The sequence below is a fragment of the Citrobacter sp. Cpo090 genome (genome assembly GCF_030332665.1).
GTDB classification, from domain to species: Bacteria; Pseudomonadota; Gammaproteobacteria; order Enterobacterales; family Enterobacteriaceae; genus Citrobacter; species Citrobacter portucalensis.
In genome coordinates this window covers 471,000-490,343 of sequence record NZ_JAOWHK010000038.1, presented here as the reverse complement: position 1 = coordinate 490,343, position 19,344 = coordinate 471,000, and the positions used below count along the sequence as shown (strand labels likewise).

At 52.7% G+C, this 19,344-nt stretch carries 23 protein-coding genes; 19 read left to right on the top strand and 4 right to left on the bottom strand.

Features of this window, described 5'->3' with window-relative positions; genetic code table 11:
* Positions 1 to 15 precede the first annotated feature (15 nt).
* The 19 genes from pduC (at position 16) to OGY83_RS24645 (ending at position 15,664) form a co-directional block, all read left to right on the top strand.
* The gene (gene pduC / locus OGY83_RS24735; protein ID WP_003030249.1) at positions 16 to 1,680 is read left to right on the top strand and encodes a propanediol dehydratase large subunit PduC; all 1,665 of its coding nucleotides are present in this window, start codon (positions 16 to 18) and stop codon (positions 1,678 to 1,680) included.
* A gap of 10 nt (positions 1,681 to 1,690) precedes the next feature.
* The gene (gene pduD / locus OGY83_RS24730; RefSeq protein ID WP_003844241.1) at positions 1,691 to 2,365 is read left to right on the top strand and encodes a propanediol dehydratase medium subunit PduD; all 675 of its coding nucleotides are present in this window, start codon (positions 1,691 to 1,693) and stop codon (positions 2,363 to 2,365) included.
* A 14-nt stretch (positions 2,366 to 2,379) separates the two neighbouring features.
* Positions 2,380 to 2,898, top strand: coding sequence for a propanediol dehydratase small subunit PduE (gene pduE / locus OGY83_RS24725; RefSeq protein WP_003030243.1), 519 nt, complete (start codon positions 2,380 to 2,382; stop codon positions 2,896 to 2,898).
* A gap of 15 nt (positions 2,899 to 2,913) precedes the next feature.
* A complete protein-coding gene (locus OGY83_RS24720) occupies positions 2,914 to 4,746 on the top strand; it encodes a diol dehydratase reactivase subunit alpha (RefSeq protein ID WP_286637130.1) in 1,833 nt (610 codons plus the stop codon).
* On the top strand, positions 4,736 to 5,086 hold the full coding sequence (locus tag OGY83_RS24715) for a glycerol dehydratase reactivase beta/small subunit family protein (protein ID WP_286637129.1): 351 nt from the start codon (positions 4,736 to 4,738) through the stop codon (positions 5,084 to 5,086). Before OGY83_RS24720 ends, OGY83_RS24715 begins: the two co-directional genes overlap by 11 nt.
* Before the next feature lie 19 nt (positions 5,087 to 5,105).
* Positions 5,106 to 5,381, top strand: coding sequence for a propanediol utilization microcompartment protein PduJ (gene pduJ, locus OGY83_RS24710; RefSeq protein ID WP_001057752.1), 276 nt, complete (start codon positions 5,106 to 5,108; stop codon positions 5,379 to 5,381).
* A gap of 24 nt (positions 5,382 to 5,405) precedes the next feature.
* Positions 5,406 to 5,870: a BMC domain-containing protein gene (locus tag OGY83_RS24705; RefSeq protein ID WP_191214349.1), complete on the top strand. Its 465-nt coding sequence runs from the start codon at positions 5,406 to 5,408 to the stop codon at positions 5,868 to 5,870.
* Entirely contained in the window at positions 5,870 to 6,502 is a 633-nt protein-coding gene (locus tag OGY83_RS24700) for a phosphate propanoyltransferase (protein WP_286637128.1), read from the top strand. The genes OGY83_RS24705 and OGY83_RS24700 overlap by 1 nt, the downstream gene beginning before the upstream one ends.
* On the top strand, positions 6,499 to 6,990 hold the full coding sequence (pduM, locus tag OGY83_RS24695; RefSeq protein ID WP_079939833.1) for a microcompartment protein PduM: 492 nt from the start codon (positions 6,499 to 6,501) through the stop codon (positions 6,988 to 6,990). Before OGY83_RS24700 ends, pduM begins: the two co-directional genes overlap by 4 nt.
* 3 nt (positions 6,991 to 6,993) lie before the next feature.
* A complete protein-coding gene (locus OGY83_RS24690; protein WP_003030211.1) occupies positions 6,994 to 7,269 on the top strand; it encodes a EutN/CcmL family microcompartment protein in 276 nt (91 codons plus the stop codon).
* Between the two features lie 8 nt (positions 7,270 to 7,277).
* Positions 7,278 to 8,285, top strand: a complete 1,008-nt coding sequence (gene pduO / locus OGY83_RS24685; RefSeq protein WP_286637127.1) for a two-domain cob(I)yrinic acid a,c-diamide adenosyltransferase PduO — start codon at positions 7,278 to 7,280, stop codon at positions 8,283 to 8,285.
* Entirely contained in the window at positions 8,282 to 9,667 is a 1,386-nt protein-coding gene (gene pduP / locus OGY83_RS24680; RefSeq protein ID WP_191235147.1) for a CoA-acylating propionaldehyde dehydrogenase PduP, read from the top strand. The genes pduO and pduP overlap by 4 nt, the downstream gene beginning before the upstream one ends.
* Positions 9,668 to 9,677: 10 nt before the next feature.
* Positions 9,678 to 10,790 carry a 1-propanol dehydrogenase PduQ gene (locus tag OGY83_RS24675; protein WP_194210684.1) on the top strand — a complete coding sequence of 371 codons (1,113 nt, stop codon included), beginning with the start codon at positions 9,678 to 9,680 and terminating at the stop codon, positions 10,788 to 10,790.
* Positions 10,787 to 12,142, top strand: a complete 1,356-nt coding sequence (gene pduS, locus OGY83_RS24670) for a cobalamin reductase PduS (protein ID WP_286637126.1) — start codon at positions 10,787 to 10,789, stop codon at positions 12,140 to 12,142. The genes OGY83_RS24675 and pduS overlap by 4 nt, the downstream gene beginning before the upstream one ends.
* A 2-nt stretch (positions 12,143 to 12,144) precedes the next feature.
* Complete coding sequence (gene pduT, locus OGY83_RS24665) at positions 12,145 to 12,699, top strand: propanediol utilization microcompartment protein PduT (protein ID WP_003030201.1); 555 nt, start codon at positions 12,145 to 12,147, stop codon at positions 12,697 to 12,699.
* A complete protein-coding gene (pduU, locus tag OGY83_RS24660) occupies positions 12,699 to 13,049 on the top strand; it encodes a propanediol utilization microcompartment protein PduU (protein ID WP_003030198.1) in 351 nt (116 codons plus the stop codon). The genes pduT and pduU overlap by 1 nt, the downstream gene beginning before the upstream one ends.
* Before the next feature lie 4 nt (positions 13,050 to 13,053).
* A complete protein-coding gene (pduV, locus tag OGY83_RS24655; protein ID WP_079939828.1) occupies positions 13,054 to 13,506 on the top strand; it encodes a propanediol utilization protein PduV in 453 nt (150 codons plus the stop codon).
* Complete coding sequence (locus OGY83_RS24650) at positions 13,491 to 14,705, top strand: acetate/propionate family kinase (RefSeq protein WP_123267462.1); 1,215 nt, start codon at positions 13,491 to 13,493, stop codon at positions 14,703 to 14,705. Before pduV ends, OGY83_RS24650 begins: the two co-directional genes overlap by 16 nt.
* Before the next feature lie 92 nt (positions 14,706 to 14,797).
* Positions 14,798 to 15,664 (top strand): L-threonine kinase, encoded by an 867-nt coding sequence (locus tag OGY83_RS24645; protein ID WP_286637125.1) that lies wholly within the window; start codon positions 14,798 to 14,800, stop codon positions 15,662 to 15,664.
* A 40-nt stretch (positions 15,665 to 15,704) separates the two neighbouring features.
* Here OGY83_RS24645 and OGY83_RS24640 read toward each other — a convergent pair whose 3' ends face one another.
* The 4 genes from OGY83_RS24640 to dacD all read right to left on the bottom strand — a co-directional run bounded on the left by OGY83_RS24640 (position 15,705) and on the right by dacD (position 19,208).
* On the bottom strand, positions 15,705 to 16,040 hold the full coding sequence (locus tag OGY83_RS24640) for a DUF496 family protein (RefSeq protein ID WP_043016838.1): 336 nt from the start codon (positions 16,038 to 16,040) through the stop codon (positions 15,705 to 15,707).
* Positions 16,041 to 16,278: 238 nt separating this feature from the next.
* Entirely contained in the window at positions 16,279 to 17,337 is a 1,059-nt protein-coding gene (locus tag OGY83_RS24635) for an FUSC family protein (protein WP_286637123.1), read from the bottom strand.
* A 107-nt stretch (positions 17,338 to 17,444) separates the two neighbouring features.
* Complete coding sequence (gene sbmC / locus OGY83_RS24630) at positions 17,445 to 17,912, bottom strand: DNA gyrase inhibitor SbmC (protein WP_079939824.1); 468 nt, start codon at positions 17,910 to 17,912, stop codon at positions 17,445 to 17,447.
* A 123-nt stretch (positions 17,913 to 18,035) separates the two neighbouring features.
* Positions 18,036 to 19,208 carry a serine-type D-Ala-D-Ala carboxypeptidase DacD gene (gene dacD / locus OGY83_RS24625; protein WP_286637122.1) on the bottom strand — a complete coding sequence of 391 codons (1,173 nt, stop codon included), beginning with the start codon at positions 19,206 to 19,208 and terminating at the stop codon, positions 18,036 to 18,038.
* Between the last annotated feature and the right edge of the window lie 136 nt (positions 19,209 to 19,344).

The window sequence follows — 19,344 nt, the reverse complement described above, 5'->3', positions numbered from 1 at the left end:
CAGTGAGGCTGATTCATGAGATCGAAAAGATTTGAAGCACTGGCGAAGCGCCCTGTGAATCAGGATGGTTTCGTTAAGGAGTGGATCGAAGAAGGCTTCATTGCGATGGAAAGCCCGAACGACCCCAAACCGTCGATTAAAATCGTCAACGGTACAGTCACTGAACTGGACGGTAAATCCGCCAGTGAATTTGACTTAATCGACCATTTCATCGCCCGCTACGGCATTAACCTGGCGCGCGCGGAAGAAGTCATGGCGATGGATTCGGTCAAACTGGCTAATATGCTTTGCGATCCTAACGTGAAGCGCAAAGACATTGTGCCGCTGACCACCGCAATGACGCCGGCAAAAATTGTCGAAGTGGTGTCCCATATGAACGTCGTTGAGATGATGATGGCCATGCAGAAAATGCGTGCTCGTCGTACACCATCTCAACAAGCGCACGTCACTAACGTCAAAGATAACCCGGTGCAGATAGCCGCTGATGCCGCTGAAGGCGCATGGCGCGGGTTTGACGAACAGGAAACGACCGTTGCCGTTGCGCGTTATGCGCCATTTAACGCCATTGCGCTGTTAGTCGGCTCACAGGTTGGACGTCCGGGCGTATTAACCCAGTGCTCGCTGGAAGAAGCAACCGAACTTAAACTCGGCATGCTAGGCCACACCTGCTACGCAGAAACCATCTCCGTCTATGGTACTGAACCCGTCTTTACCGATGGCGATGACACGCCATGGTCGAAAGGCTTCCTCGCCTCATCCTACGCATCCCGTGGTCTGAAAATGCGCTTTACCTCCGGCTCTGGCTCAGAAGTTCAGATGGGTTACGCCGAAGGCAAATCGATGCTTTATCTGGAAGCCCGTTGTATTTACATCACCAAAGCTGCTGGCGTACAGGGTCTGCAAAACGGTTCCGTAAGCTGCATCGGTGTCCCTTCTGCCGTGCCGTCAGGCATTCGTGCAGTGCTGGCTGAAAACCTGATTTGTTCCTCTCTGGATCTGGAATGCGCCTCCAGCAACGACCAAACCTTTACCCACTCGGATATGCGCCGTACTGCGCGTCTGCTGATGCAGTTCCTGCCGGGTACTGACTTCATCTCTTCCGGTTATTCCGCAGTGCCGAACTACGACAACATGTTTGCGGGTTCGAACGAGGATGCCGAAGATTTTGACGACTACAACGTTCTCCAGCGCGACCTGAAAGTAGACGGTGGTCTGCGCCCGGTTCGTGAAGAAGACGTTATCGCCATTCGTAACAAAGCGGCGCGTGCGCTGCAGGCCGTCTTTGCCGGGATGGGATTACCGCCAATCACTGATGAAGAAGTGGAAGCTGCGACTTACGCCCACGGTTCGAAAGATATGCCGGAACGTAACATCGTTGAAGACATCAAGTTTGCGCAAGAGATCATCAATAAAAACCGTAACGGCCTGGAAGTAGTGAAAGCCCTTGCTCAGGGCGGATTTACCGATGTCGCTCAGGACATGCTCAACATCCAGAAAGCCAAGTTAACCGGGGATTACCTGCATACCTCCGCCATTATCGTTGGCGACGGACAGGTGCTATCCGCTGTCAATGATGTTAACGACTATGCCGGTCCGGCAACAGGTTATCGCCTGCAGGGCGAACGCTGGGAAGAGATCAAAAACATCCCTGGCGCACTTGATCCCAACGAGCTTGGCTAAGGGGTGAAAAATGGAAATTAATGAAAAACTACTGCGCCAGATAATTGAAGATGTGTTGTCTGAAATGCAGACCAGCGACAAACCCGTCTCTTTCCGCGCATCTACAGCGGCAAGCGCACCTCAGGCTGCTGCGGCACAGGGCGACAGCTTTCTGACCGAGATTGGTGAAGCCAAACAAGGCCAGCAACAGGATGAAGTGATCATTGCCGTAGGGCCGGCGTTTGGGCTCTCGCAAACCGTCAATATCGTAGGGATCCCGCATAAAAATATCTTGCGCGAAGTGATTGCCGGTATTGAAGAAGAAGGCATCAAAGCGCGCGTTATCCGCTGCTTTAAATCCTCCGATGTGGCGTTTGTTGCCGTTGAGGGTAACCGTCTGAGCGGTTCCGGGATCTCTATCGGCATCCAGTCAAAAGGCACCACGGTTATCCACCAGCAGGGGTTACCGCCGCTTTCAAACCTGGAGCTGTTCCCTCAGGCACCGCTTCTGACGCTGGAAACCTATCGTCAGATCGGTAAAAACGCCGCGCGTTATGCCAAGCGTGAATCTCCGCAACCGGTACCTACTCTGAATGACCAGATGGCACGTCCTAAGTACCAGGCGAAATCAGCCATTCTGCACATTAAAGAGACCAAATACGTTGTGACAGGCAAAAACCCGCAGGAACTGCGCGTGGCGCTTTGATAAAGGATACCTCCATGAATACCGACGCAATTGAATCGATGGTTCGGGATGTGTTGAGCCGGATGAATAGCCTGCAAGGCGAGTCCGCGACTCCACCCGCGGCGAGTTCATCAGCACATACCGCGAAAGTCACGGATTACCCTCTCGCGAATAAACATCCTGAGTGGGTAAAAACTGCGACCAACAAAACGCTGGACGACTTCACGCTTGAAAATGTTCTGAGCAACAAAGTGACCGCGCAGGACATGCGCATCACCCCTGAAACACTGCGCCTCCAGGCGGAAATCGCCAAAGATGCCGGACGTGACAGGCTGGCGATGAACTTCGAGCGCGCAGCCGAGCTAACCGCTGTTCCTGACGATCGCATTCTTGAGATCTACAACGCGCTGCGCCCGTACCGCTCAACAAAAGATGAGCTGATGGCTATCGCCGACGATCTCGAAAATCGTTATCAGGCAAAAATCTGTGCAGCTTTCGTTCGTGAAGCGGCAGCGCTGTACGTTGAGCGTAAAAAACTCAAAGGCGACGACTAACTCAGGGACAGGATCATGCGATATATAGCTGGCATTGACATAGGCAACTCATCAACGGAAGTCGCTCTGGCTACTCTGGATGAGTCTGGCGTGCTGAGCATCACCGGCAGCGCGCTGGCAGAAACCACCGGAATTAAGGGCACATTACGTAATGTGTTTGGCATTCAGGAAGCCCTGACGCTGGCGGCAAAAAACGCCGGTATCAATGTCAGCGATATTTCGCTCATCCGTATTAACGAAGCCACCCCGGTCATTGGCGACGTGGCGATGGAAACAATAACCGAAACCATCATCACTGAATCCACCATGATCGGCCATAACCCTAAAACACCGGGCGGTGTCGGGTTAGGCGTGGGCGTCACTATTACGCCGGAAGACCTTCTCAGTCGCCCGGCGGATACGCCCTATATTCTGGTGGTGTCATCGGCATTTGATTTCGCCGATGTTGCTACGATGATTAATGCCTCCGTCCGTGCCGGATACCAGTTAACTGGCGTTATTTTGCAGCAGGACGATGGTGTGTTGGTCAGTAATCGTCTGACTCATCCCCTGCCCATCGTCGATGAAGTCCTTCATATCGACCGTATCCCGTTGGGGATGTTGGCTGCCATTGAGGTCGCTATACCAGGAAAGGTCATTGAAACCCTTTCTAACCCCTACGGCATTGCAACTGTCTTTGGCCTCAATGCCGATGAAACTAAAAACATTGTTCCGATGGCACGGGCGCTGATCGGCAACCGTTCAGCCGTAGTGGTGAAAACGCCGTCAGGTGATGTGAAAGCGCGAGCCATTCCTGCCGGAAATCTGGAGCTACAGTCTCAGGGGCGTACCGTACGGGTCGACGTTGCAGCGGGCGCCGAAGCGATTATGAAAGCGGTTGGTGAATGCCCGAAACTGGATAACGTTACCGGAGAAGCTGGCACCAATATTGGCGGCATGCTGGAGCATGTGCGCCAGACGATGGCTGAATTAACCAACAAACCCAGTCATGAAATTTTTATTCAGGATCTGCTGGCAGTCGATACCTCGGTTCCCGTCAGCGTGACGGGTGGACTTGCCGGTGAGTTCTCGCTGGAACAGGCTGTCGGCATAGCCTCCATGGTGAAATCAGACCGCCTGCAAATGGCGATGATTGCCCAGGAGATCACGCAAAAGCTCAACATTGACGTCCAGGTTGGCGGGGCCGAAGCCGAAGCGGCCATTCTGGGGGCTTTAACTACTCCGGGCACAACGCGACCACTGGCTATTCTGGACCTCGGCGCGGGTTCAACCGACGCTTCTATCATCAATCCTAAGGGCGAAATTATTGCCACGCACCTGGCCGGCGCAGGCGATATGGTCACGATGATCATTGCCCGTGAACTGGGTCTGGATGACCGTTATCTCGCGGAAGAGATTAAAAAGTATCCGTTGGCGAAAGTTGAGAGCTTGTTCCACCTTCGCCACGAAGACGGCAGCGTTCAGTTCTTCCCTACGCCTCTCCCACCAACGGTTTTTGCGCGCGTGTGCGTAGTGAAACCCGATGAACTGGTGCCACTGCCAGGCGAACTGGCGCTGGAGAAAGTACGGGCCATCCGCCGCAGTGCGAAAGAACGCGTTTTCGTTACCAACGCGCTCAGAGCGCTACGTCAGGTGAGTCCGACCGGGAACATTCGGGATATTCCCTTTGTGGTACTGGTTGGCGGCTCATCGCTGGACTTCGAAGTTCCACAGCTGGTCACCGATGCGCTGGCACATTATCGCCTGGTTGCCGGGCGCGGCAACATTCGTGGCACCGAAGGTCCACGCAATGCGGTTGCGACCGGGCTGATTCTCTCCTGGTACAAGGCGTTCGCTCATGGAAAGTAATCTCACCACGCCCGCCATTGTGATCTTCACCACTGCTGGCTGCGCTGACGTCTGGAGTGACGTGCTGCTGGGTATTGAAGAAGAAGGGATCCCCTTTGTGATTCAGGAGAGTGACTCAACTGACGTTATCCACAACGCATGGCTGGCCGCCTGCCAGTCACCATTGCTGGTTGGCATTGGCTGCAGTCGCGAAAAACTGGTCGTGCACTACAAAAACTTACCCACATCAGCACCGCTTTTTACGCTGACGTATCAACAAAATAGCCACGATCGCCGCAGCATTGGTAACAACGCTGCGCGGCTGGTTAAAGGCATTCCGTTCCGGGAATGCCACTCATAACCCACAGGAGAAAAGCAGTATGAATAACGCACTGGGACTGGTTGAAACAAAAGGGCTTGTCGGCGCTATTGAAGCCGCTGATGCCATGGTGAAATCCGCAAACGTGCAGTTGGTTGGTTACGAAAAAATCGGATCTGGCCTTATCACCGTTATGGTTCGCGGTGATGTCGGCGCGGTGAAAGCAGCCGTAGATGCTGGAAGCGCAGCGGCAAGCGCCGTTGGTGAGGTGAAATCCTGTCACGTTATCCCGCGTCCGCACAGCGACGTTGAAGCCATTTTACCTAAATCCGCCTAAGCCGTTAAAACCAAGGAGCACAGCGTGAAGCAATCACTGGGATTACTTGAAGTTAGTGGTCTGGCATTAGCCATCAGTTGCGCGGACGTCATGGCGAAAGCCGCCTCCATCACGCTGGTGGGCCTCGAAAAAACCAACGGCTCAGGCTGGACGGTGATCAAGATAATCGGGGATGTGGCCTCCGTCCAGGCGGCCATTTCCACCGGTGTCAGTTTCGCTGACCAGCGAGATGGGCTGGTGGCTCACAAAGTCATTTCCAGACCCGGGGACGGGATCCTGTCGCATAGCGTTGTCCTGGAGCCTGAGCCAACAGCCGACCCCATACCAGCCGTACCGCATGAAGAGATATTTGTAGACCATGATGTACCCGAAGCACCGCAAGATGCAGAGTTGATTAGCTGTAATTTGTGTCTTGATCCTGCCTGCCCTCGCCAAAAAGGCGAGCCGCGCACGCTTTGTCTTCACTCTGGAAAACGAGGTGAAGCGTAATGGATAAACAGCAACTGGAGACCACTGTCGCTAAGGTTCTGGATGAAATGCGCGAGCGCCCTATTCCGCTGGGGATCTCTAACCGTCATATTCATCTGTGCGCTGAAGATTACGGCCGCTTGTTTCCCAATCACCCCATTAGTGAAAAAAAAGAGCTGTTGCAGCCCGGACAATATGCAGCAGAGCAAACCGTCACGCTGGTGGGGCCAAAAGGTCAGTTAAAAAATGTGCGTTTACTCGGCCCGCTGCGCAGTACCAGCCAGGTTGAAATTTCTCGTACCGACGCCCGCACGCTGGGAATTGCTGCCCCACTGCGGATGTCGGGCAATATCGAGGGCACGCCTGGCGTTCGCCTCGTCAGCCCATTTGCTGAGCTGGACCTAACATCCGGAGTGATCGTCGCCCAACGGCATATCCATATGTCGCCGCTCGATGCTCTGATTCTGCGGGTATCCCATGGCGATAAAGTCTCGGTCGCCATTAATGGCGATGAACGTCGACTGATTTTCGATAACGTCGCCGTACGCGTTTCGCCGGACATGCGCCTCGAAATGCATATCGATACAGACGAAGCCAATGCTGCAGGCGCTGATAATCCCCAGGCATTCGCCACACTGGTGATTTCACGATGAACAACGAACTGCTGCAACGCATTATCGAGGAGGTTGTTTCCCGATTAAAAAAACGCGCGGAAAGCACGCTCACTCTTAGCGTCGCGCAGTTACGGGAAATCGATTCACGGACAGTATGCTGCCAGTATTCGTCGCTCCATCTCCAGCAAGTGGACCTGCTTTTACTGGAGCAAATTGCCGAAGGCTGCCCAGCCAACATGTCGGTGGTAACGATTCACGACGCGCTGGCATGCGGAGTCCGCGTGAAAATTTCGCTACAACACCGATTGTTACCCGCAATCCCCGTGAAAAAACTCGCGCGTCTGCCGCTGGAGTTCAGTGACGAACGGGGACGAATCATCTTTTTGCATCCTGAGAAGCTTCTCAGCTATGCCGACGTCGCCCAATTAAGGGATGGCGTACTGGTGCTACGCCGTCGATGTGTTGTGACGGCTCTGGCTCAGGAAGCCGTCAGTCTGCGAAATGTCCAACTAATTAAGCAGGAGTGAGCTATGCATCTGGCCCGGGTTACAGGCGTTGTGGTTTCCACGCAAAAATCCCCATCACTGGTGGGAAAAAAACTGTTGCTGGTACGTCGGGTAAGTGCTGACGGAGAGCTTCCTGCATCCCCTGTGAGTGGAGATGAAGTCGCTGTTGATTCTGTCGGCGCGGGGACTGGCGAACTGGTATTACTCAGCAGCGGTTCCAGCGCCAGACACGTTTTTTCTGGCCCTAATGAGGCCATCGATCTGGCTATCGTCGGCATTGTCGACACGCTTTCTCGTTAGGAGGAACTATGGCGATTTATACCCGAACTGGTGATGCCGGAACAACAGCTCTCTTTACCGGACAGCGCGTGAGCAAAACGCATCCGCGCGTGGAGGCCTACGGTACGCTGGACGAACTGAATGCGGCGCTAAGTCTGTGTGTTTGCGCGGCGAAAAACCCGCAGCACCGGCAGTTACTTGAAAATATCCAGCTGCAGCTTTTTTGGTTCAGCGCCGAACTGGCAAGCGAAAGCGAAGAACCAACGCCAGAGCAGCGCTACATCAGCTCGGAAGAAATTGCGGCACTGGAAGCCGCCATCGATACCGCAATGGGTAGAGTGCCTCCCCTACGCAGCTTTATTTTACCTGGCCGCAGCGAAGCCGCCAGCCGACTGCACTTTGCCCGTACGCTGGCACGCCGCGCAGAGAGACGACTGGTCGAGCTCTCCACCGGGATCTCCGTCAGACACGTGCTGATGCGTTATATCAACCGCCTGTCCGACTGCTTATATGCGCTTGCACGAGCAGAAGATCATGACGCCCATCAAAACGACATCATTCAGAAAGTGGCTGAGCGCTATCTCGCTGCCGTTCAAGCACCAGCCACAAAGGAGCCGACTATGTCTATGTCTTTTCAGGAGCTCCACCAACTCACTCGCGCTGCGGTGACGAGAGCAGAAGAACTTCAGGTTCCGGTCGTCATTAGCATTGTTGATGCGAACGGGACCCAAACGGTGGCCTGGCGCATGCCTGACGCATTACTCGTGAGTAGCGAACTGGCACCGAAAAAAGCCTGGACTGCCGTGGCGATGAAAACCGCCACGCATGAGCTGACATCGGCAGTACAACCAGGCGCCGCGCTTTACGGTCTGGAAAGCCATATGCAGGGAAAAGTCGTCACCTTTGGTGGCGGGTACGCATTATGGCGTGAGGGTTTACTCCTCGGGGGTCTTGGCATCAGCGGAGGAAGCGTTGAACAGGATATGGACATTGCAGAAACGGCCATTGCGGCGATTAACGTGAGAACACATCAATGAATACTTCAGAACTTGAAACCCTTATTCGTAATATTTTGAGTGAGCAACTCGCCCCGGCAAAAGCAGAAGTTAAGGGTAACGGTATTTTTCCGTCCGTTGGCGAAGCGATCGATGCCGCGCATCAGGCTTTTCTGCGTTACCAGCAATGTCCATTAAAAACCCGCAGCGCCATCATAAACGCCCTGCGCGAAGAACTGACGCCTCATCTTGCTTCACTGGCCGCTGAAAGCGCTGCCGAAACGGGTATGGGCAACAAAGAGGATAAGTTCCTTAAAAATAAAGCCGCGCTGGACAACACTCCGGGTATCGAAGATCTCACCACTACGGCGTTAACCGGCGATGGCGGCATGGTGTTATTCGAGTATTCACCGTTTGGCGTGATTGGTTCTGTCGCCCCCAGCACTAACCCGACAGAGACCATTATTAACAACAGCATCAGCATGCTGGCGGCAGGGAATAGCGTTTATTTCAGTCCACATCCAGGTGCTAAAACGGTTTCACTCAAGCTGATTGCCATGATTGAAGATATTGCTTTCCGTTGCTGCGGAATTCGTAATCTTGTCGTCACGGTCACAGAACCCACTTTTGAGGCTACCCAGCAGATGATGGCACACCCTAAAATCGCAGTTCTGGCGATTACCGGTGGCCCAGGCATTGTTGCTATGGGCATGAAAAGCGGGAAAAAAGTCATCGGCGCAGGCGCAGGAAATCCACCCTGCATTGTTGATGAAACGGCCGACCTGGTTAAGGCGGCGGAAGATATCATCAATGGCGCATCCTTTGATTACAACCTCCCCTGCATTGCTGAGAAGAGCCTGATTGTTGTTGATGCCGTTGCCGAACGACTGGTTCAACAGATGCAGTCTTTTGGTGCGATGCTTCTCAATAGCGAAGAGGTAGACAAACTGCGTGCTGTCTGTCTACCAGAAGGCGTAGCCAATAAAAAACTGGTGGGTAAAAGCCCGGCAACCTTACTGGAAGCAGCAGGAATACGGGTTCCGGCAAAAGCGCCTCGATTACTGATAGGCATCGTCAAGGCTGACGACCCGTGGGTTACCAGCGAGCAACTGATGCCAATGCTCCCCGTCGTAACGGTGAGCGATTTTGACAGTGCATTAACGTTGGCCCTGAAAGTTGAAGAGGGATTGCATCACACCGCCATTATGCATTCGCAAAATGTGTCACGTTTGAACCTTGCCGCGCGCACGCTTCAGACCTCCATCTTTGTGAAAAATGGCCCCTCTTACGCCGGGATTGGCGTTGGTGGTGAAGGCTTTACAACCTTCACTATTGCGACGCCAACCGGTGAAGGAACAACATCTGCGCGCACTTTCGCACGCTCTCGTCGTTGCGTGCTGACAAACGGTTTTTCTATTCGTTAATGGGGCCGTTATGAATAGCTTTTCACTGCAAACTCGATTGTACAGCGGCCAGGGAAGTCTGGATGTGCTCAAGCGCTTCACGAATAAGCATATCTGGATTATTTGCGATGGTTTTCTCGCGCGTTCACCCCTGATTGAAAAGCTGCGCAACGCTCTGCCAGCGGATAACCGCATCAGCATTTTCAGCGATATCACCCCCGATCCCACCATCGGCACGGTAGTACAAGGGATTGCACAAATGCAGTCCCTGCGACCAGACGTCGTGATGGGTTTTGGTGGCGGCTCAGCACTGGACGCCGCAAAAGCCATCGTCTGGTTCAGCAGACAGTTCGGTATTGAAATTGAAACCTGTGTCGCAATTCCCACCACCAGCGGCACAGGCTCCGAGGTAACCAGCGCCTGCGTGATTAGCGATCCGGATAAAGGCATTAAATATCCATTGTTTAATAATGCGCTTTATCCGGATATGGCCATCCTTGATCCAACGTTGGTCGTCAGCGTACCGCCAGCCATCACCGCGAATACCGGCATGGACGTGTTAACGCATGCGCTGGAGGCTTACGTGTCCACGAAGGCCAGCGACTTCACAGACGCACTGGCTGAAAAAGCGGCTCAAATCGTCTTCCAGTATCTGCCTGTCGCTGTCAGCAAAGGCGACTGTCTGGCAACCAGGGGGAAAATGCACAATGCTTCAACGCTCGCGGGAATGGCATTTAGTCAGGCTGGTCTGGGGATCAATCATGCGATTGCCCATCAGTTGGGCGGTCAGTTTCATCTGCCGCATGGACTTGCCAATGCGCTGCTGCTGACCCATGTCATTCCTTTTAATGCCCGCGATCCGCGGGCTGCGAAGCGCTATGCCCGTTTTGCTAAAGCCTGCCACCTATGCCCGGATAACGCGAACGATACAGCGGCATTGAATGCGCTCATCCATCATATCGAGCTACTCAAAAAACAGTGTGCGTTACCTTCTTTTGTTGACGCGCTTAAAGACGGAAAGCAAGCCTGGTCACAACGTATCCCGTCGATGGTTCAGGCCGCGCTGGCTGACGTCACACTGCAAACCAATCCTCGTGTTGCCGACGCCAGAGCCATGCAGGAACTGCTTGAGGAATTATTATGAAAACAGCCATGACGGCAGAGTCCCCGCTTTATGATGCGCAGACCATTCGCGAACGCGTTCGCGCAGCGGGTGTTGTCGGAGCCGGAGGCGCAGGCTTTCCTGCTCACGTAAAATTACAGGCGCAGGTCGATACATTTCTGGTCAATGCGGCTGAATGTGAGCCAATGCTGAAAGTTGACCAGCAGTTGATGGCCGTCCAGGCTGAGCGACTTATCCGCGGTGTTCAATATGCCATGACGGCGACCGGAGCCAGTGCCGGTATTATTGCGCTCAAAGAGAAATACCAAAAGGCTATCAAAGCATTAACGCCTATTCTGCCAGCCGGGATCCGCTTACACATTTTGCCTGATGTCTACCCGGCAGGTGACGAGGTTCTGACCATTTGGATGGCAACAGGGCGGAGAGTTCCGCCTGCCGCGCTGCCGGTCAGCGTCGGTGTGGTGGTCAATAACGTCCAGACTGTGCTCAACATCGCCAGAGCAGTTGAGCAGCAGTACCCCGTTACGCGTCGTACCCTGACCGTTAACGGCGCAGTCGCCAGTCCTATCACACTCACGGTCCCTATCGGAATGTCTTTACGTGACGTTCTGGCACTGGCCGGGGGGGAAACCGTTGACGATCCCGGTTTTATTAACGGTGGTCCGATGATGGGCGGCCTGATTACTTCACTGGATACCCCCGTAAGCAAGACCACCGGGGGCCTGCTGGTTTTGCCTAAGTCTCATGCGTTGATTCAGCGGCGGATGCAGGATGAACGCACCGTGCTTTCTGTAGCAAAAACCGTTTGCGAGCAGTGCCGTTTGTGTACGGATTTGTGCCCAAGGCATTTGATCGGCCATGAATTATCCCCACACCTGTTGGTTCGTGCGGTTAATTATCAGCAGGCGGCCACACCGCAGCTGCTGCTCACGGCCCTGACCTGTTCAGAATGCAATGTGTGTGAAAGCGTAGCCTGTCCGGTTGGGATTTCACCGATGCGCATCAACCGCATGCTCAAACGCGAGCTGCGGGCACTCAACCATCGTTATGAAGGGCCGCTAAATCCTGAGGATGAAATGGCGAAGTACCGGCTGATCCCAGTTAAACGCCTTATTACCAAACTGGGTCTTAGCGACTGGTATCACGATGCGCCTCTGGCTGAGACTGATTATTCCACAGATAAAACGACGCTGTTGTTACGCCAGCATATAGGTGCCAGCACCATCCCATGTGTAGAACAAGGCGAACGCGTTATTCGCGGTCAATGCGTTGCCGATGTGCCGTCCGGTGCATTAGGTGCGCCTGTTCACGCCAGTATTGACGGTATTGTCAGCGAAATCACTGAGCAATCCATCACGGTAATTAGAGGTTAATCATGTCTCAGGCTATAGGAATTTTAGAACTCACCAGCATTGCCAAAGGAATGGAAGCTGGCGATGCCATGTTAAAAAGCGCGAATGTGAATTTACTGGTCAGCAAGACCATCTGCCCGGGAAAATTTCTACTCATGCTCGGTGGTGACGTAGGTGCCGTACAACAGGCGATTGCCACTGGAACATCTCTTGCTGGCGATATGCTCGTTGACAGTCTGGTTCTCCCCAACATCCATGCCAGCGTACTCCCCGCAATCAGCGGACTAAACAGCGTGGATAAGCGTCAGGCAGTGGGTATTGTCGAAACATGGAGCGTTGCTGCCTGCATCTGCGCCGCCGACCGGGCGGTTAAAGCCTCCAACGTCACGCTGGTACGCGTCCATATGGCATTTGGTATTGGCGGCAAGTGCTACATGGTCGTTGCCGGCGATGTGTCAGATGTGAATAACGCGGTGACAGTTGCCAGTGAAAGTGCGGGTGAAAAAGGCCTGCTGGTTTACCGCTCGGTCATACCTCGCCCGCATGAAAGCATGTGGCGACAGATGGTGGAGGGATGATGGAAAGACAACCCACCACGGATCGAATGATTCAGGAATATGTACCTGGCAAACAGGTCACGCTGGCGCATCTTATCGCTAATCCAGGTAAGGATTTATTCAAGAAGCTGGGATTACCAGATTCGGTTTCCGCAATCGGTATTCTGACTATTACCCCCAGCGAAGCCTCAATCATCGCCTGTGATATCGCCACGAAATCAGGGGCGGTAGAGATTGGTTTTCTCGACCGGTTTACCGGCGCGGTGGTACTGACGGGAGATGTTTCCGCCGTTGAGTACGCGCTGAAACAGGTAACCCGAACGCTGGGCGAAATGATGCGTTTTACCGCGTGTCCCATCACCCGGACGTAATCTCATGAAACGTATCATGCTAATTGGCCCCAGCCAGTGCGGTAAAACGTCGCTCACGCAGTGCATGCGGGGAGAAGCGCTTCACTATCAGAAGACCCAGGCCATAGTCTGGTCTCCTACGACAATAGACACGCCAGGTGAATATCTTGAGAACCGCTGCCTGTACAGTGCGCTGCTGGTCAGCGCCTGTGAAGCAGACATTATCGCGCTGGTACTCAATGCTGACGCGCCGTGGTCACCATTTTCTCCCGGGTTTACTGGACCAATGAACCGACCCGTTATTGGCCTCGTTACTAAAGCCGATTTAGCCAACCCGCAGCGTATTTCTCTTGTGGAGAGTTGGTTAGTTCAGGCTGGTGCGCAAAAAGTATTTATCACCAGCGCGCTGGAGAATACCGGGGTCGATGAGATGTTCATTTTTCTGAATGCAAAGGAACCTTCATGTCTCACAAAATAATGGCCATTAATGCAGGTAGTTCCTCGCTTAAGTTTCAATTACTGGCGATGCCGCAGGGTGAAATGATCTGCCAGGGGTTGATTGAACGTATCGGTTTGTCTGATGCACAGGTCACCCTAAAAACGCCAGCGCATAAATGGCAGGAAACTTTGCCCGTAGCCGATCACCGTGAAGCCGTAACGTTGCTCCTGGAAAAACTGCTCAACCACCACATTATCAGCAGCCTGGAAGAGATTGACGGCGTGGGACATCGCGTCGCGCACGGCGGAGAATCCTTTAAAGACTCCGCGCTGGTAACTGATGAAACGCTGGCAGAAATCGAGCGCCTCGCGGAACTGGCACCTCTGCATAACCCGGTAAATGCGTTGGGGATCGCAGTATTCCGCCAGCTATTGCCCAAAACGCCAGCGGTTGCGGTGTTCGACACGGCGTTTCATCAAACGCTTGATGAGCCTTCTTTTATCTATCCCCTGCCCTGGCGTTACTATGCGGAGTTGGGCATTCGTCGTTATGGTTTTCATGGTACCAGCCACAAATACGTTAGCTCGCAGCTTGCTGAAAAACTGGGTGTACCACTCAGCGCCCTGCGCGTTGTTTGTTGTCATCTGGGCAACGGCAGCAGCATCTGCGCCATCAAAGGCGGACAATCGGTAAATACGTCAATGGGCTTTACGCCGCAGTCTGGCGTGATGATGGGCACGCGAAGTGGCGATATCGATCCGTCCATTTTACCGTGGATTGCCCTGCGAGAAGGCAAAACTCCGCAGCAGCTCAACCAATTGCTCAACAATGAGTCCGGATTGCTCGGTGTTTCTGGCATCTCACCTGACTACCGTGACGTTGAACATGCCGCAGATATGGGCAATCACCAGGCTGCGCTGGCGTTGACGCTTTTTGCTGAGCGCATTCGTGCCACCATTGGTAGCTATATTATGCAGATGGGCGGTCTGGATGCCCTGGTATTTACCGGTGGCATTGGCGAAAACTCCGCACGGGCACGCGCTGCGATTTGTCGTAACCTGAATTTCCTGGGGCTGGCCGTTGATGAGGAAAAAAATCAGCGTAATGCCACCTTCATTCAGACGGAAAATGCGATGGTCAAAGTAGCAGTGATTAATACCAATGAAGAGCTGATGATTGCGCAAGACGTTATGCGTTTAGCGATATCTGAAACTGTGACATTGGGCATTCCTGCATAATACTGCCGCACCGCAAATTGCGGCAAATCATGGCAATAGCGCGATCGCCATGACACTATGCGCCGAAGATTGCTGATCACATAGGTGAAGACGTGGCTGTTGCGCAATGTCCCGCATCGTGCGGAGAACTTATCCAGGGCTGGATTCTGGGCAGTGAGAAATTGGTCTCCTGCCCGGTTGAATGGTATAGCACCGTTGAGGTCACTTCAGGTTCACCGCTGACAGATGAACGCCCACTTTCGCGGGCGATGGTTGAGAGATTATTGCGGCACTGGCAATACCCGGCACAAATGAGTCAGGATATCCGAATAGATGTCCAGTCAACCATTCCTGTCGCTAAAGGGATGGCCAGTAGCACAGCGGATATCGCCGCCACGGCAATCGCCACGGCGCAGTATCTGGGGCATCAGCTAGACGAATCCGCTCTGGCGCAGCTTTGCGTTTCGCTGGAACCTACCGACAGCACCGTTTTCCGCCAGCTTACGCTGTTCGATCATAACGACGCCTCCACGCAAATTGCCTGTGAAGCCCAGCCTCAACTCGATCTGCTGGTTCTTGAAAGCCCGGAAACCTTACTAACTGCTGATTATCACCGTACTCCACGTCAGTCAGGGTTACTGGCCGGCGCTCCAGCGCTGAAACGCGCATGGGAAAAGGTACAGGAAGCCTGTGTCAGTCAAAATCCTTATCGGATGGGCGAAGCCGCCACGCTGAGCGCGATCGCCAGCCAGTTGCTGTTACCTAAACCAAATTTTGATTCACTTTTAGCGCTGGTTGAAGAATGTGATTTATACGGTGTCAACGTCGCGCACAGCGGCAGCGTAGTCGGTCTGATGCTCGACAGAAAGCGTCATGATGTGGATTACATTAAATGGATGCTGACGCAGAAAAAATTGACGGAGCACTGGCCGGAACAGCATTTATTGCGGATGGTAACTGGCGGGGTCAAACTGCAATAAGGGCCGCCGCTAAGCAGCGACCCGGACAAGCATAAAATCGTTACTCGGCTTTCGCTTCGGCGTTCTTCACTTCGCCCATCGCTTTCAGCTTTTTAGAGATGTCGCGGCGCTCTTTAGAGATCTCAGCGTTTTTGATGATGTAATCATCAACACGATCTTCATAATCGCTTTTCATGCTGGCGATAATGCCCTGAATCGCTTCCACGCTCATTCCAGGCTTGATGTAGTCGCTCAGGTTGTCCAGCAGCAGAACACGTTTCTGGTTGTCACGGATCTTTTTCTCAACGTCCTGGATTTCACGTTGCAGTTTGTTTTTACGACGGAACAGACGAACAAATTCCAGCACGTCCTGGAAAGAAGGCTTGGTAGTTTCCATTTTTACACCCCTGATAATGTGAGATTCGGATTCGTTAAAACAACGGCTAAAGTGGGTCAACATTACTTTCATGCCCGCCATACTTCAAGTTGCATCTGCATCGACCATGCATGGTTGAAACCTGAATTATCGAGGGTAAAGCCATTGCAGTTACCAATGGTTTTAGCCTTTTTCAGTATCATACCTCTAATCGTTGCTGAATCGAAGCAGCAGTAGAACCAATCCCCTCATATGCTCTTTATTTGCGCAGCGCACGACAGATCAAATGAGAGAGCAACTCCAGCTGTCGCGCCATTTCCATATTTAGCCAAACGTAGCCGTGAATGGGCGTTTCAGCGACATTATCGCCCTTATGCTCAGCAATAAGCTGACGCAACTCAACCACGGTGTCATTGAGCTTTTCCGTATTGGCAAAAACCGGCTGTGGATTACCTTCATACAATGCGTGGGTTATCGTCAGTAGCGCCTGTTGAGTCCTGAGCTGTGTTTCACGCAAAGTATGGGCATTCAACATGACAAAGTGGCTGGTGCGGCTGGCCCAAAGCGCATTGATTTGCAGCTCAAGCATGCAGACCAGGTTACGATTAACCGTTTGAATAGCTTCAAAGATGGATTTTTGAATGCGGGTTTCTTTGCTGGCAGGAACAATGAGCCCACGCATTTTGACAACATCGCTCAGCAGCTGTTGTAAATGCTTCTCCAGTCGCGGTTGCTCCAGCAGGTTGGGAGATAGCGCAGCCTGATACACCCGATTATATCCCGTTACGCAATGCGCCAGCTGAATTCGCCAGTGTATAAATGCCCGCTGCGGCCAGATGCCGGTAAACAGCATCGCCAGTAACGACCCCAGAATAACGTCGCCACCGCGCCATAATGCTGTGTTCATATCACCAGCGGGTGCGCCCACAACAACGGCAAGCGTTATACCAATCAGCAACGCCTGATACGGCCTTTTACCCAGTGCCAGCCAGCCGCAGAGAAACATCGCCACCGCGCACCATATCAGCATTAGCGGAAGTGAAAAGAGCTCCAGACGAAGGGCCACCAGCCCAAGTACCGATCCCAGAATTGTCCCGCCAATACGTTCAAAAGCCCTGGGGACAACGTTCCCCCAAAAGGAAATAGGCCCCATAATTACCACCAACGTAATCAGAGGCCATGTACCTTCAGGAATGTTCAACAAGCGAACCAACAGAAAAGTAAAAAGAAACGCCAGCGCAATGCGAACACCATGCACCACACGATAATGACGATACAAACGAATTTCAAAAGGACTCAGTGACTTATCTGCACGCACTCATGCACTCCGTCAGGGAATAGCAAAGAACAGAATTGTACCTGCTTTTTGAGTAAAAACATCATCCTGATGACCAGGACATTCATCCTGATTTACACCAAAAACAGTTACTTCGACTGTACCGGCACGTACATTTCAATGTCCCAGTAACCGTCCTCCATGCCATTGTTCATATAAACTTCAAAGCAGGGTTTAGCGGCTATCGCATACGTCGAATCCTGCATCAGGCGCTCAAAGAACTGATACCACGGCGTCGCGAAGTCATGATTTTCAACGCGCGCAACGGCGATAGCATAGTCGCCACCGGCCAGCTCGGTCTGGATCACCCCTTCGCTGTTTTCTGGGATCTCAAAACCTTCAGGCACAGACACCACAGTATCACAACGCAGTTTTTCCGCCGGAACAACGTCAGGATTGTCGTAATAAACGGCTATCCATTCCAACGGTACGATCTGCTTACCGTCGACCCACATCATTAACTGCTCGAAACCTTGTTTTACCGTTTGTTCCCATGGTCCAACCATGTGAAAACCGGCAATTATGCGTTTCTCGACCTGCTTTATCTCATACTCCATATAACCTCCGTTATTACACTGTATTTATATACAGTGTAATTTTTAGGTTTAACGGCCACAAGGAATCAGTGATTATTATGTGAGCAGATTCGCACTCTTGCCAGTCAGGCACATCAGGAAAAACTACGCCTTGTGGTGGAAGTAATCGCTCAAACGCGAGAAGACGCCGCCTTCGTTGACAGATTCCAGCGTAACCAGAGGCCAGTGCGCCACCAGTTTATCCCGATCGTAGAGTTCAATTTCCCCCACACGTTGATGGGCAGCAATGGGGGCAACCAGTTCTTTCTTATCAAGAACATATTTTGCTTTGATATTAGCGACTTCGGCTTTAGGCAGCGCCATCCAGAAATCCTGCTCTGTACCAAGGCTAATTTTTTCTTTATCGCCATACCAGATCCGTTCAATACCGACCTGTTTACCGCTACGTAAAACCTGCACGGTATCGAAGTTCTGTTGTCCCCATTGCAGCAGTTTTCGCGCCTGGTCTTCACGCCCTTTCGCACTCTCCGCCCCCATCACAACCGCAATCAGGCGGCGCTGACCATCAACAGCTGAAGCAATCAGGTTGAATCCAGCGCCGGAGGTATGCCCAGTCTTCAGACCATCGACGTTCATGGTTTTATCCCACAACAAACCGTTACGGTTTTGCTGCGTGACTCCGTTCCAGGTAAGGCTTTTTTCACTGTACATATGGTAGAAATCCGGCTCTCCATGGATGATAGCTCTCGACAGCATGGCCAGATCGTATGCTGAGCTATGCTGACCTGGCGCATCCAGACCATGTACCGTTTCAAAATGCGTGTCCCGCAAGTTCAGCTTTTGCACATAGTTGTTCATCATCGCGACAAACTGCGGCTGCCCTCCGGCGATGTAATCCGCCAGTGCCACACAGGCATCATTACCGGAATCAACAATTAACCCGCGACTCAGGTCGCGCACGGAAACGCGATCGCCTTCTTTCAAGAACATTAAGGATGAACCGACGAATACCGGATTATCTTTCGCCCAGGCATCGCGCCCTACGGTGACAATATCTGTCGGACTAATACGCTTGCTGTCGATTGCGCGATCGACAACATAGCCGGTCATCAGCTTGGTCAGGCTGGCAGGGTTGCGCTGCTGGTGTTCATTTCCGGCTGTCAGGATTTGGCCCGTGGTGTAATCCATTAATACCCACGCACCGGCATTAATTGCCGGAGGCTGTGGAGCGAAACTGGCGACGTCGGTCGCGTACGCGGGCGAAAAACTCATCGCAAATAGTGAAGCGGCAATAAACAAACGGCGTTTCAACAGCATGTCCTCAGGAAATGGAGAAATAGCCGTTCTTTTTACGGAAGTTCTGGCTAACAAACATGGATAAATTGCAAGAAAATGTGACATAAGGCACATTTTCTTGCTGTAAGGAAAGGATTTCAGAGATCAATAGCGTCTG

Excerpts from the sequence above, each read along its gene's own strand:
- pduC (WP_003030249.1), top strand. The coding sequence starts at position 16 with ATGAGATCGAAAAGATTTGAAGCACTGGCGAAGCGCCCTGTGAATCAG.
- pduD (WP_003844241.1), top strand. The coding sequence starts at position 1,691 with ATGGAAATTAATGAAAAACTACTGCGCCAGATAATTGAAGATGTGTTG.
- pduE (WP_003030243.1), top strand. The coding sequence starts at position 2,380 with ATGAATACCGACGCAATTGAATCGATGGTTCGGGATGTGTTGAGCCGG.
- OGY83_RS24720 (WP_286637130.1), top strand. The coding sequence starts at position 2,914 with ATGCGATATATAGCTGGCATTGACATAGGCAACTCATCAACGGAAGTC.
- OGY83_RS24715 (WP_286637129.1), top strand. The coding sequence starts at position 4,736 with ATGGAAAGTAATCTCACCACGCCCGCCATTGTGATCTTCACCACTGCT.
- pduJ (WP_001057752.1), top strand. The coding sequence starts at position 5,106 with ATGAATAACGCACTGGGACTGGTTGAAACAAAAGGGCTTGTCGGCGCT.
- OGY83_RS24700 (WP_286637128.1), top strand. The coding sequence starts at position 5,870 with ATGGATAAACAGCAACTGGAGACCACTGTCGCTAAGGTTCTGGATGAA.
- pduM (WP_079939833.1), top strand. The coding sequence starts at position 6,499 with ATGAACAACGAACTGCTGCAACGCATTATCGAGGAGGTTGTTTCCCGA.
- OGY83_RS24690 (WP_003030211.1), top strand. The coding sequence starts at position 6,994 with ATGCATCTGGCCCGGGTTACAGGCGTTGTGGTTTCCACGCAAAAATCC.
- pduO (WP_286637127.1), top strand. The coding sequence starts at position 7,278 with ATGGCGATTTATACCCGAACTGGTGATGCCGGAACAACAGCTCTCTTT.
- pduP (WP_191235147.1), top strand. The coding sequence starts at position 8,282 with ATGAATACTTCAGAACTTGAAACCCTTATTCGTAATATTTTGAGTGAG.
- OGY83_RS24675 (WP_194210684.1), top strand. The coding sequence starts at position 9,678 with ATGAATAGCTTTTCACTGCAAACTCGATTGTACAGCGGCCAGGGAAGT.
- pduS (WP_286637126.1), top strand. The coding sequence starts at position 10,787 with ATGAAAACAGCCATGACGGCAGAGTCCCCGCTTTATGATGCGCAGACC.
- pduT (WP_003030201.1), top strand. The coding sequence starts at position 12,145 with ATGTCTCAGGCTATAGGAATTTTAGAACTCACCAGCATTGCCAAAGGA.
- pduU (WP_003030198.1), top strand. The coding sequence starts at position 12,699 with ATGGAAAGACAACCCACCACGGATCGAATGATTCAGGAATATGTACCT.
- pduV (WP_079939828.1), top strand. The coding sequence starts at position 13,054 with ATGAAACGTATCATGCTAATTGGCCCCAGCCAGTGCGGTAAAACGTCG.
- OGY83_RS24650 (WP_123267462.1), top strand. The coding sequence starts at position 13,491 with ATGTCTCACAAAATAATGGCCATTAATGCAGGTAGTTCCTCGCTTAAG.
- OGY83_RS24640 (WP_043016838.1), bottom strand. The coding sequence starts at position 16,040 with ATGGAAACTACCAAGCCTTCTTTCCAGGACGTGCTGGAATTTGTTCGT.
- sbmC (WP_079939824.1), bottom strand. The coding sequence starts at position 17,912 with ATGGAGTATGAGATAAAGCAGGTCGAGAAACGCATAATTGCCGGTTTT.
- dacD (WP_286637122.1), bottom strand. The coding sequence starts at position 19,208 with ATGCTGTTGAAACGCCGTTTGTTTATTGCCGCTTCACTATTTGCGATG.